The following is a 17,636-nucleotide window of genomic DNA, read 5'->3' on the forward strand; positions in this document are numbered from 1 at the left end:
CAAAACCGGCCCCTCAGGGCCGGTAGAAACTCAGTTGTTGTACAGATCGATGATCGCACTGACCGCCTGGGTCTTGACCTTCGAGGCATCGTTGCGTGCCTGCTCGATCTTGTTCAGGTAAGCCTCGTCAACGTCGCCGGTAACGTACTTGCCGTCAAACACTGCGCAATCGAAGTTCTCGATCTTGATCTTGCCGCCACCGACCGCTTCGATCAAGTCAGGCAGGTCCTGATAGATCAGCCAGTCAGCGCCGATCAGATCCGCCACGTCCTGAGTCGAACGATTGTGCGCGATCAGTTCGTGCGCGCTCGGCATGTCGATGCCGTAGACGTTCGGGAAGCGAACCGCCGGAGCCGCCGAGCAGAAGTAGACGTTTTTCGCGCCGGCTTCGCGGGCCATCTGGATGATCTGCTTGCAGGTGGTGCCGCGCACGATCGAGTCGTCGACCAGCATCACGTTCTTGCCGCGGAATTCCAGCTCGATGGCGTTGAGCTTCTGGCGTACCGATTTCTTGCGCGCCGCCTGGCCCGGCATGATGAAGGTACGGCCGATGTAACGGTTCTTGACGAAACCTTCGCGGAATTTCACGCCCAGGTGATTGGCCAGTTCCAGTGCCGCGGTACGGCTGGTGTCCGGAATCGGGATAACCACGTCGATGTCGTGCTCTGGACGCTCGCGCAGGATCTTCTCGGCGAGTTTCTCACCCATGCGCAGACGGGCTTTGTAGACCGACACGCCGTCGATGATCGAATCCGGACGCGCCAGGTAGACGTGTTCGAAAATGCACGGGGTCAGGGACGGGTTGGTCGCGCACTGACGGGTGTGCAGCTTGCCGTCTTCAGTGATGTAGACCGCTTCGCCCGGAGCCAGGTCGCGAATCAGGGTGAAACCAAGCACGTCCAGCGAAACGCTTTCCGAGGCGATCATGTACTCGACGCCTTCGTCAGTATGACGCTGGCCGAACACGATTGGACGGATGCCGTGCGGGTCACGGAAACCGACGATGCCATAACCGGTAACCATCGCCACCACGGCGTAACCGCCGACACAACGGTTGTGCACGTCGGTCACCGCGGCAAATACGTCTTCTTCGGTCGGCTGCAGCTTGCCGCGCTGGGCCAGCTCGTGAGCGAACACGTTGAGCAGCACTTCCGAGTCGGAACTGGTGTTGACGTGACGCAGATCGGATTCGTAGATCTCTTTGGCCAACTGTTCAACGTTGGTCAGGTTACCGTTGTGCGCCAGAGTGATGCCGTAAGGCGAGTTGACGTAAAACGGTTGGGCTTCGGCCGAAGTCGAGCTGCCCGCGGTCGGGTAACGAACGTGGCCGATACCCATGTGGCCGACCAGACGCTGCATGTGACGCTGTTGAAACACGTCACGCACCAGGCCATTGTCCTTGCGCAGGAACAACCGGCCATCATGGCTGGTGACGATACCGGCAGCGTCCTGGCCGCGGTGCTGGAGCACGGTTAGCGCGTCATACAGCGCCTGATTGACGTTCGACTTACCGACGATACCGACGATGCCACACATGCGACGCAACCCCTACTTAATGGATCTGAACTGAACAACACTCACTGAGGCGTTTTCGCCGACGGCAAGAGTTGCTCCTTGAACGGAATATCAGCGGGTACGCTGATTCCGCTGGCAAGCCACTGACTGCTCCACCCGAGAATCAGGTTTTTGGACCAGTCGGCGACCAATAGAAACTTTGGCACGAGCTGTGATTCTTTCCACCACCCGTCCTGCTGTACCGGCCCCAGACTCAACAGCCCGACCGCCACGACCACCAGCAACACGCCACGCGCAGCGCCGAAGGCCATGCCGAGGAATCGATCGGTCCCGGACAACCCGGTGACGCGAACCAACTCGCCGATAAGATAATTGATCATTGCGCCCACGATCAGTGTGGCGACAAACATGATGGCACAGCCCGCGATCACGCGAGCCGATGGGGTTTCGATGTATCCGGCGAGGTACTCGGACAATGAGCCACCGAACATCCAGGCGACGACTCCTGCGATGATCCAGGTCACCAGCGATAATGCTTCCTTGACGAAGCCGCGGCTCAAACTGATCAAAGCGGAGATGGCGATGATTGCAACGATCGCCCAGTCAACCCAGGTAAATGGCACAGTGCAGCCTACAGACGGATAAGGCGGCGCATTTTAGCAGAGCGCATGCCTCTCGGTAAGCTGCGATTGTCAGTGCATTTCAATCGAGGTGATAGTTTCTAGCCGCGCTCAGGCTGGAAACGCACGACAAAACCCTTGAGGTTCTGCTGACGACCCAACAGATCACGCAGACGATCGGCCTCGGCACGCTCGATCAGCGGGCCGACAAACACCCGATTCTTGCCATCGGCCGAACGAATGTAGGCGTTGTAGCCCTGGCTGCGCAGGGTTTTCTGCAGGCTTTCGGCGCTGGCACGACTCGACAGACTGGCCAGTTGCACCGACCAACTCACCGACAGGCCGTTGGCATCGACGCGGCTTGGCGTGGTGTCGGGTTTGCTCGATGCCGCAGCGATAGGCTGGGCAGGCGCCGGAATCGACTTGGCCACCGCGGGCGGCGCAGCAGGCTTGGTGATCATGATCGGAGCCGTCGGCGCAGGTGCTGGCGCCACCGGCGCAGCAGGCGCCGTGTCTTCGGCGACTTCTTCATCCGTCGGCACTGGCTCTTGCGGCAAGGCTTGCGGCTCAGGCACGGCCACCGTTTCCATTTGCACCTGCGGCACAACGGGCGCCTGTGGCGCCGCCGGAGCTTCGACAGTCACCTGACGCTGCTCATCCTGACGGGAAAACAGCATCGGCAGGAAAATCACCGCCAGCGCAACCAGCACCAAAGCGCCAACCATGCGCTGCTTGTACGCTTTATCCAGCAAAGCCATTTGCCGCTTCCTCCGTGGAGCGCCGGGCCAGCCATTCAAGGGCCTCGGCGACACAATAAAATGATCCGAACAACAGAATCTCGTCGTCACTGGTGGCCACGGCACACTGCCCTTCCAACGCGGCGGCGACACTGTCGTAAGACGTGACCGACGCGCCAAGGTTCTGTAATGCCGCGTGCAATTCAGCTACTGGCCGTGCGCGCGGAGAATCCAGCGGCGCCACAGCCCAGTGCTCGACACTAGCATTCAATTCGCCGACAACACCATCCAGATCCTTGTCCGCCAGCAGGCCAAATACCGCCAGACGCTTGCCGACCGGTGGCTGCGCGGCCAGACGACGGGCCAGATACTCGGCGGCGTGCGGATTGTGGCCCACATCCAGCAACAGATTCAGGCGCTTGCCGTTCCAGTCGAACGAACGACGATCCAGACGCCCCACTACGCGAGTCGACTGCATCGCCGCGACGATCTGCTGAGCGTTCCACGGCAACCCGAGCAGCAGATACGCCTGCAATGCCAGCGCGGCGTTTTCCATCGGCAGATCCAGCAGCGGCAAATCACGCAACTCGACCGCCCGCCCCTGCGCATCGGTGCCGCGCCATTGCCAGTGCTGATCAGTGATGCCGAGATCGAAATCGCGTCCACGCAGAAAGAATGGGCACGCCAGCTCACGCGCCTTGTCGAGCAACGGTTGCGGAGGATTCAGATCACCGCACAAGGCCGGTTTGCCCTGACGGAAGATTCCGGCTTTCTCGAAAGCCACCGATTCGCGGGTATCGCCCAGATAATCAGCGTGATCGACGCCAATACTGGTAACCAGTGCGATGTCGGCATCGACCACGTTGACCGTGTCCAGACGCCCGCCCAGCCCGACTTCAAGCACCACTGCGTCGAGTTTGGCCTGCTGGAACAGCCAGAACGCCGCGAGGGTGCCCATTTCGAAGTAAGTCAGGGAAGTGTCGCCGCGCCCGACCTCGACCGCCGAGAAGGCCTGGCACAGCTGCGCGTCAGTGGCTTCGAGGCCATTGAGCTGCACCCGCTCGTTGTAACGCAGCAGGTGCGGAGAATTATAGACACCGACGTTAAGGCCCTGCGCGCGCAGCAATGAAGCCACGAATGCGCAAGTCGAACCTTTACCGTTGGTGCCGGTGACCGTGATCACCCGAGGCGCCGGCTGGCCCAGCCCCATGCGGGACGCTACCTGTTGTGAACGCTCCAGGCCCATGTCGATGGCCGACGGATGCAACTGCTCAAGGTAGGCGAGCCATTCGCCAAGGGTGCGCTCGGTCATAGGCCAGCAGGGACCGGTGGAACCACGATCGGCTCGATTGGCGCGGCGACGAATTTCGGCGTCGGCTTGCCAGTCATTTGTGCCAGCAGGTTGCCCAGACGCGGGCGCAGTTCCTGACGATGGATGATCATGTCGATTGCACCGTGCTCCAGCAGGAACTCACTGCGCTGGAAGCCTTCCGGCAGTTTTTCACGCACGGTTTGTTCGATAACGCGCGGGCCGGCAAAGCCGATCAGGGCTTTCGGCTCACCGACGATCACGTCGCCGAGCATCGCCAGACTCGCCGAAACACCGCCGTAGACCGGGTCGGTCAGCACGGAGATGAACGGAATGCCTTCCTCACGCAGACGCGCCAACACCGCCGAGGTCTTGGCCATCTGCATCAGCGAGATCAACGCTTCCTGCATGCGCGCACCACCGGAGGCGGCGAAGCAGATCATCGGGCAACGGTTTTCCAGCGCGTAGTTGGCCGCGCGGACGAAGCGCTCACCGACGATGGCGCCCATGGAACCGCCCATGAAAGCAAATTCAAAGGCCGAAACCACCACTGGCATGCCCAGCAACGTACCGCTGACGGAGATCAGCGCGTCTTTCTCGCCGGTCTGCTTCTGTGCAGCGGTCAGGCGATCCTTGTACTTCTTGCCGTCGCGGAATTTCAGACGGTCAACCGGCTCCAGATCGGCGCCCAGTTCGTTGCGACCTTCGGCATCGAGGAAGATGTCGATGCGCGCACGTGCGCCGATGCGCATGTGGTGGTTGCATTTAGGGCAAACGTCCAGGGTCTTTTCCAGCTCCGGACGATACAGCACAGCCTCGCAAGACGGGCATTTGTGCCACAGACCTTCAGGCACCGAGCTCTTCTTGACCTCGGAACGCATGATCGAAGGGATCAGTTTGTCTACCAACCAGTTGCTCATGCTTTCTATCTCCAGTACCGGCGGCCCGAACGCTCTGGTTCGCAGCCCCGCGTATGCCCTTCAGCTAAATTCATGTGTGTGGCGATGGTTGCGGGACTGCCACGGTCAGCGCGAAACATGACCTGCGTGCATTCCATAAACCCTCAGCCTCGCCTGCTTTATGCAAGTGCATTGATGGACGGCGGCAGACTGCCAGCCGTCACATCAATATGGCGCTTTGCGTACCGCGTTGATAAACGCGCGAACCTTTGCGTGATCCTTGATGCCTTTACTCGCCTCTACCCCACCGCTGACGTCTACCGCGTAGGGTTTTACCCGCGCCACGGCGTCTGCAACGTTCTGCGGGGTCAACCCACCCGCCAGAATCAACGGCTTGCTCAAACCCTGCGGAATCAATGACCAGTCGAAGGCCTCGCCGGTTCCGCCGGGCACGCCTTCGACATAAGTGTCGAGCAGCACGCCACTGGCACTCGGGTAGGCATCGACAGCCGCCGCGATGTCATCGCCGGCCTTGACCCGCAGCGCCTTGATATACGGCCGATGCCAGCCTTCACAGTCTTCAGCGACTTCATCACCATGGAACTGCAACAGATCCAGCGGCACGGCATCGAGGATTTCGCCCAATTCGCAGCGACTGGCATTGACGAACAAACCCACGGTGGTCACGAACGGTGGCAACGCCTTGATGATCGCCCGCGCCTGTTGCACGGTCACCGCACGCGGGCTCTTGGCGTAAAACACGAAACCGATCGCATCCGCCCCGGCTTCGACGGCTGCCAGCGCATCTTCTATGCGGGTAATCCCGCAGATCTTGCTGCGAACGGCTGACATGTCGAGAAAAACTCCAAGGTAAAATCCGGGAAAGTCCCGGATGGTAACAAAAGCGTTCGAGGGCGTCAGCCGTCAAGTTCGGAGAAACCCGTAAGGAAATGTGGCCCGATAAAACGTTCGGGCAACGGGAATTCGTCGTGGTACTCGACCTGCACCAGATACAAGCCGTACGGATGCGCGGTCACCCCACCGGAACGGCGCTCACGGCTTTCGAGGACTTCCTTCATCCACTCGACCGGACGCTCGCCGGCACCAATGGTCATCAACACACCAGCGATATTGCGCACCATGTGATGCAGGAAGGCATTGGCGCGAATGTCGAGCACGATCATCTTGCCGTGACGGGTCACGCGCAGGTGGTGCATCTTCTTGATCGGCGACTTGGCCTGGCACTGGCCGGCGCGGAACGCGCTGAAATCGTGGGTACCGATCAAGTATTGCGCGGCCTCGGCCATGCTCTCGACGTCGAGCGGACGGTGGTTCCAGGTGATTTCTTCGTTGAGTTGCGCCGGGCGAATCTGATCGTTGTAGATCACGTAGCGATAACGCCGGGCGATGGCTTTGAATCGCGCGTGGAAATGCGCCGGCATCACCCGCGCCCAACTGACACTGATGTCATGCGGCAGATTGATGTTGGCGCCCATGACCCAGGCTTTCAGCGAACGATCAACCTGAGTATCGAAATGCACCACCTGTCCGCAGGCATGCACGCCGGCGTCGGTGCGGCCGGCGCACTGTAGTGAAACCGGCGAGTTGGCGACTTTCGACAAAGCTTTTTCGAGCTCTTCCTGCACCGTCTTCACACCCGTCAACTGACGCTGCCAGCCGCTGTAGCGCGAGCCTTTGTACTCAACGCCCAGTGCCACGCGGTAAAAGCCGTCGGGGGCCATTTCAGCGACCGGGTTTTCTATGTTTGCCAAGGTGGGACAGCCTGCTGTTTGTGCAAAGGCGGGCATTATAAGGCTGTAGACCGGGGATACCAGAGTTCTCTATCAGCAGTGCCGCCCTCTTCGCGAGCAGGATCGTTCCCACAGGGGAATGCATTTCAAAAGGTGGGAGTGAGCCTGCTCGCGAAAGCGATGGATCAGACACCACTGGATCCGCCCAAAACAAAAACGGCAGCCTCACCGGGCTGCCGTTTTCGTTTACTGCTGAAATGACTACAGGCTCGAGAGCATGTCCTTGGCCTCACCACGCTGCTTCTCGTCACCCTCGGTCAACACTTCGTTGAGGATGTCGCGCGCACCGTCGTTGTCGCCCATGTCGATGTAGGCCTGAGCCAGATCGAGCTTGGTCGCCGCCTCATCGGTGCCGGCGAGGAAGTCGAAATCATCTTCGCCAAGATCATCAGCCTTCATTGCATCGGCTTCGGTGAAGGTCGGCTCGCTAATGCTTTGCGACAGACGATCCAGCTCGGCGTTGACGTCATCCAGCTCTGTCGCGAAGGCATCCGGTTCGGCAGCCGGATTGCTGTCCATTTCATCGGCCAGCGACAGATCAAAATCGGCTGGCAGCTCCAGATCATCCTGTGGCACGTCAGGCACCACCGGCGGCTCGACCGGCGGCAGATCCTTCACGCCTTCGTCCAGATCCAGCAGGAAGTCGTCGTCGGCCAGATCCACCGCTGGCGCCGGCTCGGCACCGAGGTCCAGATCCAGGTCGAAGTCCGACAGATCGTCGAGGTTCTCTTTGATCTCGGTCTGCTGTTGCAGCACCGATTCGAAGCTCAGATCGTCGTCCGACGGGAATTCGTCCAGTTCGATCGGCGCTTCAGGCTCAACAACCGGCGCAGGCTCGACCGGCGTGATGTTGTCGAGATCGTCCAGGCTCAGGTCAAACGCGCTGTCCAGATCATCTTCCACTGGCGCCGGCGCCGGTGCTTCAGGTTCATCCAGCAACAGATCCTTGACGTACTGCGCGTCCAGTTCGGCAGCGACAGCGGCTGCAGCCAAACCAGCGGCAGCGACGACGGCCATGGCCGGGAAGCGGCTCTTGAGTTCTTCGACCTTGGCGAAGTTGTCACCATTGGCGACCAACTGACGCTCCTGGCCGACGAATGCATCGCGGTCGCCCTGCTGACCGTAGACTTCCATCAATTTCAGACGCAGATCACTGCGCTGCGGCTCAAGGCTGACGCCCTCTTCCAGCAGCGCGGCAGCCTGATTCAGGCGACCGGCATTGATGTGCGACTGAGCCTTGTCGAGGACGTCGTCGGAACGCTCGGCGGCCGGCGCCACCAGCGGCGCGGCAATCGGCTCTGCCATCACGATCGGCGCCACTACCGGAGCCACGACCGGCGCAGGGGCTGGCGCCGGGGTGTTGAGCTTGACGCTCGCCGCCGGCGTTTCCAGGCCTTCGAAGCTGCTTTCCGGCAGATCCTGTTCAGCGGAGAACTCTTGCTCCTCCGACAGCGCACGAGCCATGCGCATGTGTTTCTCGGCCTCTTGCTGCGCTTTGCGGCGACGCGCCAACAGCAACAACAGGAGCAGCAGCACCACAGCGCCACCGCCGACCAGCCCCAGCAGGATCGGATTGGTCAGCAGTTCGTTGAAGGTTTTTTCATCATCGGCGGCCGGTTTGGTCTCGACAACCGGCTCGACCACGGGCTCAACCGGTGTCTCGGCAGGTGGCGCAATAGCCGATTCCGGCGTCGGCGAAGTGGTGGCGGCTTCTGCCGGAGTGGCCGGCGGTGTGGCGGCCAATTCAGCAGTGATCGCTGGCACCACCGGTGCGGCGGCGTTTGCCGCCGGCGCAGCGCCCGACCCTTCGGCCTGCATCTTCGCCAGTTGATTGTTCTTCAGCTCGATCAATTTCTGCAGCTTGTCCAACTGGCTTTGCAGATCGGACATGCGGCTTTTCAGTTCCTCGTTATCACGACGGGTCGTGTCGAGGCTTTCCTGAGTCACCGCCAGCTTGTTGCTCAAGGCTTTGGCGTCGCCGGCCGGGCCTTTGCCGCGCGCCTTGGCGCTTTCGGCGGAGACCAGGCTCAGATTGTCCTGAGCGTTCTGCGCAGTACCGGTATTACCGCGGCCACGGTTGGTCGCATCGAGTTGCTGCTGACCGGTGCCCGGCTTGGCCACATAACGACGGCCCTGACGCCAGGCTTCGTTTTGCGCTGCCACTTCGGCAATCGCTTTCGATTGCTGCAACGCCGTGCTTTGCACCGCATCCGGCAGACGCAGCACCTGGCCGGTTTTCAGGCGGTTGATGTTGCCGCCGATGAACGCATCCGGGTTCAAGGCTTGAATGGCCAGCATGGTCTGCTGCACCGAACCGCCGGTACGCGCCTTCGCGGCGATTTCCCACAGGGTATCGCGCGGCGTGGTGGTGTATTGCGTCGGGTGCGTGGCGCCAGTGGTCGGCGCGGCGATGGTCTGCGACGGCGCCGGTTGGGCGGCGGCGTCAGCGGTCTGTGGCGAGAACTTCGACGGATCGAGCAGCACGCTGTAATCACGCAGCAGACGGCCGTTCGGCCACATCACCTGCACGAGAAATTTAACCATCGGCTCCGACAGCGGCTTGCTCGACGTCACGCGCAGCACGCTTTTGCCGCTGGCGTTGAGCACCGGGGTAAATGTCAGATCGTTGAGGAAGGCCTGGCGATCAACGCCGGCCTTGGCGAAATCTTCGGGTGAAGCCAGGCTCGGCACCACTTCGGCAGCGGTGAGATCCTTGACGTCGAGCAGCTCGATTTCAGCCACCAGCGGCTGGTTCAGGGTCGACTTCAGGGTCAGCTCCCCGAGCCCGAGGGCATGCGCCATACCGGAGGACAGCGCCGAGGCGGCCGCTATTGCTAACACCAGTTTGCGAACTTGAACCATAGCCTCATCCTTTGTTTGAACGTTCCTCGGCCAGCGAGAAGATGTTGAATACCGCTGCCGTAAGGCATTGCGCGCGACGACGACAGATGTCGCGCGCGATCATTTCTTTGATGCCCCGGAAAGTCCCGGAGGGTGACACGTTATCAAGCAATCTGGGCAAGCATAGCGCTCACCTAGAATCAGTCGACAAATTGTTGCCAAGTATCTTTTACAGCAGGTCTTTTATCAACAATTCAGCCACCTGCACAGCGTTAAGGGCCGCGCCTTTGCGTACGTTATCTGACGTCAGCCACAGATTAAGTTCCGCCGGGTCGTCGACACCGCTGCGCACGCGACCGACATAGACAACATCCTGCCCTACCGCGTCACCGACTGCAGTCGGGTAATCACCGGCCTCGACCAGTTCAATACCCGGCGCATCTTCGAGTGCGGCGTTGACCTTGACCAGGTCGACGGCCTGCGTTGACTGCAAGGCCACGCTAAAGCTATCGCCAAAAAACACCGGGGCTTGAACGCAAGTTGCGGAAATCTTTAATAAAGGCAGCGCCAGCACCTGGCGCAACTCGCGCACCAGGCGTTTTTCCAGCAGCGTATGGCCCTGCGCGTCGGGCGTCCCGACCTGGGCCAGCAGGTTGAAGGCCATTTGCCGATCGAAGAAGGTTGGCTCCAATGGGCGCATGTTGAGCAACTCGGCGGTCTGCCGCGCGAGTTCGGTGACGGCTTCGCGACCTTGGGCGGAAACGGCCAGATTGGCGGTGACATGCACCGCTTGCAGGTCGAGCAGATCAAGCAGCGGCGCCAGCACCACGGCCAGTGAAGTGGCCGACGGGCTTGGGCTGCTGACCTGGAACGGTGCCTTCAAACCTTCGAGTTTGCTGGCGTTGGCCTCAGGGACGATTTGTGGCGCCTGATCGGCCGGCAGCGCGCCGGACAGGTCGATCAGCGAGCAACCGGCGGCATGGACGCGCGCGACGTAGCTCAGGGTGATGGCCGGGCCAGCGGCGAAAAACACCAGTTTGACCTTGCTGAAATCGAACTCGTCGACTTCGCGCACGCGTACGTTCTTGTTGCGGAACAGCACCGAGCTGCCAGCGGATTCGCTGCTGGCCAGCAGGTGCAGGTTACCGACCGGAAAGTCGCGCTCTTCGAGAATCTGTACGAGGGTTTCGCCGACAGTACCGGTGGCGCCGATCACGGCAATATCTAGGGTCTGGGTCATGGTGCGAGCCTCTGGCGAAACGGGGGGAGCGGCACTTTACCGGGTGACTGGCGCACAGGCAATTTCTGCCGGGATTTGCGGCGGCAGTACCGGCCTCTTCGCGAGCAGGCTCGCTCCCACATTTGAAATGCATTCCCCTGTGGGAGCGAGCTTGCTCGCGAAGGGGCCAGACCCGGCAACCGAGAGCCATCAGGCATAAAAAAACCCGCACCTCTTTCAAGGCACGGGCTCTTTCATTGCTTCATGCAATCAACGCTCAAGCAAAATCCGCAGCATGCGACGCAGCGGTTCGGCCGCGCCCCACAGCAGTTGGTCGCCGACGGTGAACGCACCGACGAACTGCGACCCCATGTTCAGCTTGCGCAGACGACCCACCGGAACATTCAGGGTGCCGGTGACCTTGGTCGGGCTCAGCTCCTGCATGCTGATTTCGCGCTGGTTCGGCACCAGTTTGACCCACGGGTTGTGCTGGCTGATCAGCCCTTCGATATCGGCGATCGGCACGTCTTTGTTCAGCTTGATGGTCAGCGCCTGGCTGTGGCAACGCATGGCGCCAATGCGCACGCAGATGCCGTCGACCGGAATCGGGCTCTTGAAGCGACCGAGGATCTTGTTGGTCTCGGCCTGAGCTTTCCACTCTTCGCGGCTCTGGCCGTTCGGCAGTTCCTTGTCGATCCACGGGATCAGGCTGCCGGCCAACGGTACGCCGAAGTTTTCGGTCGGGTACGCGTCGCTGCGCATGGCGTCGGCCACACGACGGTCGATGTCGAGGATCGCACTGGCGGGATCGGCCAGTTGATCGGCGACAGCGGCGTGGGTCGCGCCCATTTGCTTGATCAGTTCACGCATGTTCTGCGCGCCGGCACCGGAGGCTGCCTGATAGGTCATGGCGCTCATCCACTCGACTAGACCGGCTTCAAACAGACCACCCAGGCCCATCAGCATCAGGCTGACGGTGCAGTTGCCGCCGATGTAGTTCTTGGTGCCCGCGTCGAGCTGCTGGTCGATGACCTTGCGGTTGACCGGGTCGAGAATGATCACCGCGTCATCGTTCATGCGCAGGCTCGAGGCCGCATCGATCCAGTAACCCTGCCAGCCGGCTTCGCGCAGTTTCGGGAACACTTCGCTGGTGTAGTCGCCGCCCTGGCAGGTCAGAATCACGTCGAGGGTCTTCAGCTCATCAATGCTGTAAGCATCCTTGAGCGGAGCAATGTCCTTGCCCACGGACGGGCCTTGGCCACCGACGTTGGACGTGGTGAAAAACACCGGCTCGATTAGATCGAAATCCTGCTCTTCCAGCATCCGCTGCATGAGCACGGAACCGACCATCCCGCGCCAACCGATCAGACCTACACGTTTCATCGCAACTACACCTTCTTGAAAAGTGGGCCGCTGCTTTGTATTGAATTTCGCAGCGGGCCCGAGAGATTACAGATTCCGCAGCGCGGCGACTACTGCGTCGCCCATTTCCTGCGTACCGACTTTGCTGCAACCGGCCGAATAGATGTCGCCGGTACGCAGCCCCTGATCGAGTACGACGCTGACGGCTTTTTCGATGGCATCGGCTGCGTCATGCAGATTGAAGCTGTAACGCAGCATCATCGACACCGACAGAATGGTTGCCAACGGGTTGGCAATGCCTTTGCCAGCGATGTCCGGAGCGGAACCGTGGCAAGGCTCGTACATGCCCTTGTTGTTCGAATCCAGCGAGGCCGACGGCAGCATGCCGATGGAACCGGTGAGCATCGACGCTTCGTCGGAGAGGATGTCGCCAAACATATTGTCGGTGACGATCACGTCGAACTGCTTCGGCGCGCGCACCAGTTGCATGGCGGCGTTGTCGACGTACATGTGGCTCAGTTCGACTTCCGGATAGTCTTTGGCCACTTCTTCGACGATTTCACGCCACAGTTGGCTGGACGCCAGCACGTTGGCCTTGTCCACCGAGCAGAGCTTTTTGCCACGGACCATGGCCATGTCGAAACCGACGCGGGCGATGCGGCGGATTTCGCTTTCGCTGTACGGCAGCGTGTCGTAGGACTGACGCTCGCCGTTTTCCAGCGCGCGGGTGCCGCGCGGCGCGCCGAAGTAGATGCCACCGGTCAGCTCACGGACGATGAGGATGTCCAGACCGGCAACGATTTCCGGCTTCAGGCTCGAAGCATCGGCCAGTTGCGGGTACAGGATTGCCGGACGCAGGTTGCCGAACAGGCCCAGTTGCGCACGGATTTTCAGCAGGCCGCGCTCGGGGCGGATGTCACGCTCGATGGTGTCCCATTTCGGCCCACCGACGGCGCCCAGCAGCACAGCGTCGGCAGCGCGGGCGCGGTCGAGGGTTTCGTCGGCCAGCGGCACGCCGTGCTTGTCGATGGCGGCGCCACCGATCACGTCATGGCTCAGCTCGAAGCCCAGGCTGTACTTGTCGTTGGCCAATTCCAGCACCTTGACCGCTTCGGCCATGATTTCCGGACCAATGCCATCACCTGGGAGAATCAGAATCTGCTTGCTCATGCTTTCCTCGTGTCTTCAGTCGGTGCGCCACTTCGGGCGCGCCGGGAAAAATGCTTATCGATCAGAATCTACTTTTCAGCCCACAGCACGATCACATCTGTACTGAACGAACCATCGGCTGCAATCTCAAAATATTCGCGCACTTCGTTGCCCATCGACTGCTGCAACTGGCGGATCGCCGCGCGCATCACTTCGGGGGTGCGCATGCGCTCAACCCAACTGGTGTATTCCAGACGCAGACGCTGACGCGAGGTGCTGCGCACATGCAGTCCGGCCTCACTGACCTGACGCAACCACTCGGCGGCGGAATAATCGCGCACGTGACTGGTATCGCGCAGCACTTCAACGCTTTGCAGGTAAGTGTCGAACAACGGACTGCCCGGTGACAACACATCCACGAACGCTGCCACACCGCCCGGCTTCAGCACCCGGCGCACTTCGCGCAGGGCCACACCGAGGTCGCTCCAATGGTGCGCCGAATAACGGCTGAACACGAAGTCGAACTCGCCATCGGCAAACGGCAGACGCTCGGCGGCGCCGTTGACCGTGGCAATGTTGCTGATGTTGCGATCAACGGCAGCGGCGGCAACCACGTCGAGCATTTGCTGCGACAGGTCGTAGGCGACCACTTCCTTGACCAGCGGCGCGACGTGGAAACTGACGTGACCGGCGCCGCAACCCAAGTCCAGCACGCGAGCCTCGCCCTGCCCGGCCAGCTCAGCCTGTAGCAGAGCGAATTCGGTGCCTTGCGCGTGAACGGCGCTGCTCAGGTAGGCGGCGGCCTGTTCACCGAATTGCTTTTGTACGACCTGGGTGTGTTGGGCGGTGCTGGTCATGGGGACTTCCTTCTGGGTTTTAGCCTTGTATTGCCTGGACTACCGCATTCGCGAGCAAGCTCGCTCCCACATTTGAAATGCATTCCCCTGTGGGAGCGAGCTTGCTCGCGAAGAGGCCAGCCTGAACTGCATCAATTCAAAACTTGCTTATGCGTCGCGGAACAACCACGGCTGGCTAACACGATGCTTGGCCTCAAACGTCGCAATCGCATCGCCGTCCTGCAAGGTCAAACCGATATCGTCCAGACCGTTCAGCAGGCAGTGCTTACGGAACGCATCAATCTCAAAGCTGTAAACCTTGCCATCCGGACGGGTCACAGTCTGCGCTTGCAGATCGACCTGCAATTGATAGCCCGGCTCAGCCTCAACTTGCTTAAACAATTCATCGACTTCGGCGTCGCTCAAGATGATCGGCAACAAGCCGTTCTTGAAGCTGTTGTTGAAGAAGATGTCGGCATAACTCGGCGCGATGATGCTGCGGAAACCGTACTCTTCCAGCGCCCACGGCGCGTGCTCACGGCTGGAGCCGCAACCGAAGTTCTCGCGGGCCAGCAAGACGCTGGCGCCTTGATAGCGCTCGGCGTTGAGGACGAAGTCCTTGTTCAGCGGGCGCTTGGAGTTGTCCTGATACGGCTGGCCGACATCCAGATAACGCCACTCGTCGAACAGGTTCGGACCGAAACCGGTGCGCTTGATCGACTTCAAAAATTGTTTCGGAATGATCTGGTCAGTGTCGACGTTGGCACGATCCAGAGGCGCGACAAGACCAGTGTGCTGGGTAAAAGCTTTCATGCTGCGCTCCTTAAATCAATTCACGAACGTCGATGAAACGACCGTTCACCGCTGCCGCCGCCGCCATGGCCGGGCTGACGAGGTGGGTACGGCCACCGGCGCCCTGACGGCCTTCGAAGTTACGGTTGGACGTCGAGGCGCAGTGTTCGCCGGACTCCAAACGGTCCGGATTCATTGCCAGGCACATCGAGCAACCCGGCTCACGCCATTCGAAACCGGCTTCGAGGAAAATCTTGTCGAGACCTTCGGCCTCGGCTTGCGCCTTGACCAGACCCGAACCCGGCACCACGATCGCTTGCTTGATGGTCGAGGCGACTTTGCGGCCCTTGGCGATGACCGCCGCAGCGCGCAAGTCTTCGATCCGCGAGTTGGTGCAGGAACCGATGAACACGCGATCCAGCTGAATGTCGGTGATCGCCTGATTGGCGGTCAAACCCATGTATTTCAAGGCGCGCACGATCGAGTCGCGCTTGACCAGATCCATCTCTTTCGCTGGATCCGGCACGTTCTGATCGACGGCCAAAACCATTTCCGGCGAAGTGCCCCAGCTGACTTGCGGCTTGATCTGCGCAGCGTCGAGTTCGACGACGGTGTCGAACTTGGCGTCAGCGTCAGAGACCAGCTCTTTCCAGGCCTCGACAGCCATGTCCCATTCGGCGCCTTTCGGGGCGAATGGACGGCCCTTCACGTAATCGACAGTCTTCTGATCCGCCGCCACCAGACCCACGCGGGCGCCGGCTTCAATGGACATGTTGCAGATGGTCATGCGGCCTTCGACAGACAAGTCGCGGATTGCGCTACCAGCGAATTCGATGGCGTGGCCGTTACCGCCGGCGGTGCCAATCTTGCCGATCACCGCGAGGACGATGTCCTTGGCGGTCACGCCGAACGGCAATTGCCCTTCAACGCGCACCAGCATGTTTTTCATTTTCTTGGCGACCAGACACTGGGTGGCGAGCACGTGCTCGACCTCGGAAGTGCCGATACCGTGAGCCAAAGCGCCGAACGCGCCGTGGGTCGAAGTGTGCGAGTCGCCGCAAACCACGGTCATGCCCGGCAAGGTCGCGCCCTGCTCCGGGCTGATCACGTGGACGATGCCTTGGCGCACGTCGTTCATCTTGAACTCGACGATGCCGTATTCATCGCAGTTGTCATCGAGGGTCTGAACCTGCAGACGCGAGACCTGATCGGCAATCGCTTCGATGCCGCCCTTGCGCTCTGGGGTCGTCGGTACGTTGTGGTCCGGGGTCGCGATGTTGGCATCGATGCGCCAAGGCTTGCGCCCGGCCAGACGCAGGCCTTCAAAGGCTTGCGGCGAGGTCACTTCGTGAATGATGTGACGATCGATGTAGATCAGCGCCGAGCCATCGTCGCGCTGCTTGACCAAATGCGAATCCCAGAGCTTGTCGTAGAGCGTTTTGCCGGCCATCAGACGGTTCCTCATCAGCTTGTTTCTATGCCCTGGGCTTATCAATAACCCTTTGGCTTGTGAGGCCGATCCTATGGGGTTAGATTAAATAACTCAAATTCATATTTTTTATGCTTTGGATAACCAACTGGAATACGAACATGGATCTGGCCAACCTCAATGCTTTTATCGCCATCGCCGAGACCGGCAGCTTCTCCGGCGCCGGCGAACGCCTGCACCTGACCCAGCCGGCAATCAGCAAACGTATCGCCGGGCTGGAGCAACAATTGAAGGTACGGCTATTCGACAGGCTGGGCCGTGAAGTCGGTCTGACCGAGGCCGGCCGCGCCCTGCTGCCACGGGCGTACCAGATTCTCAACGTGCTGGATGACACCCGTCGCGCGCTGACCAACCTGACCGGCGAAGTCAGCGGTCGCCTGACCCTGGCCACCAGTCACCACATCGGCCTGCACCGTTTGCCGCCGCTATTAAGGGAGTTCACCCGCCGCTACCCACAGGTTGCGCTGGATATTCAGTTCCTCGATTCGGAAGTGGCCTACGAGGAAATTCTCCATGGCCGCGCTGAATTGGCGGTCATCACCCTGGCGCCGGAACCTCACTCGCTGGTCAAAGCCACGCCCGTCTGGGATGACCCGCTGGATTTCGTGGTTGCCCCGGAGCATTCGCTGATCAATAACGGCGCCGTCAGTCTGGCGGACATTGCCGGTCATCCGGCGGTTTTCCCCGGCGGCAACACTTTCACACACCATATCGTGCAGCGTTTATTCGAAGCTCAGGGCCTGACGCCGAACATCGCCATGAGCACCAACTATCTGGAAACCATCAAGATGATGGTCTCGATCGGCCTCGCGTGGAGCGTTTTGCCCCGGACCATGCTCGATGAACAGGTGGCAAGCATCGCATTGCCGGGCATACAGCTCAGTCGCCAGCTAGGCTATATCTTGCACACCGAACGGACGCTATCGAATGCGGCAAGAGCCTTCATGGCATTGCTGGATGCACAAATCGATCTGCCAGGGACTTGAGGCTAACTTGTGCTACTCCTATAGAGCCGCTGCCCCTGTGCCTAACGCCACCATCAGCTCAAGGCCCGTTA

At 60.5% G+C, this 17,636-nt stretch carries 15 protein-coding genes; 1 reads left to right on the forward strand and 14 read right to left on the reverse strand.

What is annotated here, in order from left to right; all coding sequences use genetic code 11:
• Positions 1-30 precede the first annotated feature (30 nt).
• From purF to leuC, 14 genes are all read right to left on the reverse strand, one after another.
• Entirely contained in the window at positions 31-1,536 is a 1,506-nt protein-coding gene (gene purF, locus A8O26_RS03615; RefSeq protein ID WP_007956466.1) for an amidophosphoribosyltransferase, read from the reverse strand.
• Positions 1,537-1,577: 41 nt separating this feature from the next.
• A complete protein-coding gene (locus A8O26_RS03620; RefSeq protein ID WP_007913461.1) occupies positions 1,578-2,138 on the reverse strand; it encodes a CvpA family protein in 561 nt (186 codons plus the stop codon).
• Positions 2,139-2,236: 98 nt separating this feature from the next.
• Entirely contained in the window at positions 2,237-2,893 is a 657-nt protein-coding gene (locus A8O26_RS03625) for an SPOR domain-containing protein (protein WP_064116805.1), read from the reverse strand.
• Complete coding sequence (folC, locus tag A8O26_RS03630; RefSeq protein ID WP_064116806.1) at positions 2,877-4,184, reverse strand: bifunctional tetrahydrofolate synthase/dihydrofolate synthase; 1,308 nt, start codon at positions 4,182-4,184, stop codon at positions 2,877-2,879. Before folC ends, A8O26_RS03625 begins: the two co-directional genes overlap by 17 nt.
• Positions 4,181-5,101 carry an acetyl-CoA carboxylase, carboxyltransferase subunit beta gene (gene accD, locus A8O26_RS03635; protein WP_007913458.1) on the reverse strand — a complete coding sequence of 307 codons (921 nt, stop codon included), beginning with the start codon at positions 5,099-5,101 and terminating at the stop codon, positions 4,181-4,183. Before accD ends, folC begins: the two co-directional genes overlap by 4 nt.
• 204 nt (positions 5,102-5,305) lie before the next feature.
• Positions 5,306-5,932 carry a phosphoribosylanthranilate isomerase gene (locus tag A8O26_RS03640; protein WP_064116807.1) on the reverse strand — a complete coding sequence of 209 codons (627 nt, stop codon included), beginning with the start codon at positions 5,930-5,932 and terminating at the stop codon, positions 5,306-5,308.
• Between the two features lie 65 nt (positions 5,933-5,997).
• On the reverse strand, positions 5,998-6,822 hold the full coding sequence (gene truA / locus A8O26_RS03645; RefSeq protein WP_064116808.1) for a tRNA pseudouridine(38-40) synthase TruA: 825 nt from the start codon (positions 6,820-6,822) through the stop codon (positions 5,998-6,000).
• 270 nt (positions 6,823-7,092) lie between these two features.
• Positions 7,093-9,753: a FimV/HubP family polar landmark protein gene (locus A8O26_RS03650; protein ID WP_064116809.1), complete on the reverse strand. Its 2,661-nt coding sequence runs from the start codon at positions 9,751-9,753 to the stop codon at positions 7,093-7,095.
• 208 nt (positions 9,754-9,961) lie between these two features.
• A complete protein-coding gene (locus tag A8O26_RS03655; RefSeq protein ID WP_064116810.1) occupies positions 9,962-10,972 on the reverse strand; it encodes an aspartate-semialdehyde dehydrogenase in 1,011 nt (336 codons plus the stop codon).
• A gap of 249 nt (positions 10,973-11,221) precedes the next feature.
• A complete protein-coding gene (asd, locus tag A8O26_RS03660) occupies positions 11,222-12,334 on the reverse strand; it encodes an aspartate-semialdehyde dehydrogenase (RefSeq protein WP_064116811.1) in 1,113 nt (370 codons plus the stop codon).
• A gap of 66 nt (positions 12,335-12,400) precedes the next feature.
• A complete protein-coding gene (gene leuB / locus A8O26_RS03665; RefSeq protein WP_064116812.1) occupies positions 12,401-13,483 on the reverse strand; it encodes a 3-isopropylmalate dehydrogenase in 1,083 nt (360 codons plus the stop codon).
• Between the two features lie 68 nt (positions 13,484-13,551).
• Positions 13,552-14,319, reverse strand: coding sequence for a class I SAM-dependent methyltransferase (locus A8O26_RS03670; RefSeq protein ID WP_064116813.1), 768 nt, complete (start codon positions 14,317-14,319; stop codon positions 13,552-13,554).
• A 147-nt stretch (positions 14,320-14,466) separates the two neighbouring features.
• Positions 14,467-15,111: a 3-isopropylmalate dehydratase small subunit gene (gene leuD, locus A8O26_RS03675; protein ID WP_007913445.1), complete on the reverse strand. Its 645-nt coding sequence runs from the start codon at positions 15,109-15,111 to the stop codon at positions 14,467-14,469.
• Positions 15,112-15,121: 10 nt separating this feature from the next.
• Positions 15,122-16,540 (reverse strand): 3-isopropylmalate dehydratase large subunit, encoded by a 1,419-nt coding sequence (gene leuC / locus A8O26_RS03680; RefSeq protein ID WP_064116814.1) that lies wholly within the window; start codon positions 16,538-16,540, stop codon positions 15,122-15,124.
• Between the two features lie 140 nt (positions 16,541-16,680).
• Between leuC and A8O26_RS03685 the strand changes: the two genes are divergently transcribed.
• Positions 16,681-17,565: a LysR family transcriptional regulator gene (locus A8O26_RS03685; RefSeq protein WP_064116815.1), complete on the forward strand. Its 885-nt coding sequence runs from the start codon at positions 16,681-16,683 to the stop codon at positions 17,563-17,565.
• Positions 17,566-17,636: the final 71 nt, after the last annotated feature.

This window comes from Pseudomonas fluorescens, from assembly GCF_001648775.1.
GTDB lineage: Bacteria > Pseudomonadota > Gammaproteobacteria > Pseudomonadales > Pseudomonadaceae > Aquipseudomonas > Aquipseudomonas fluorescens_M.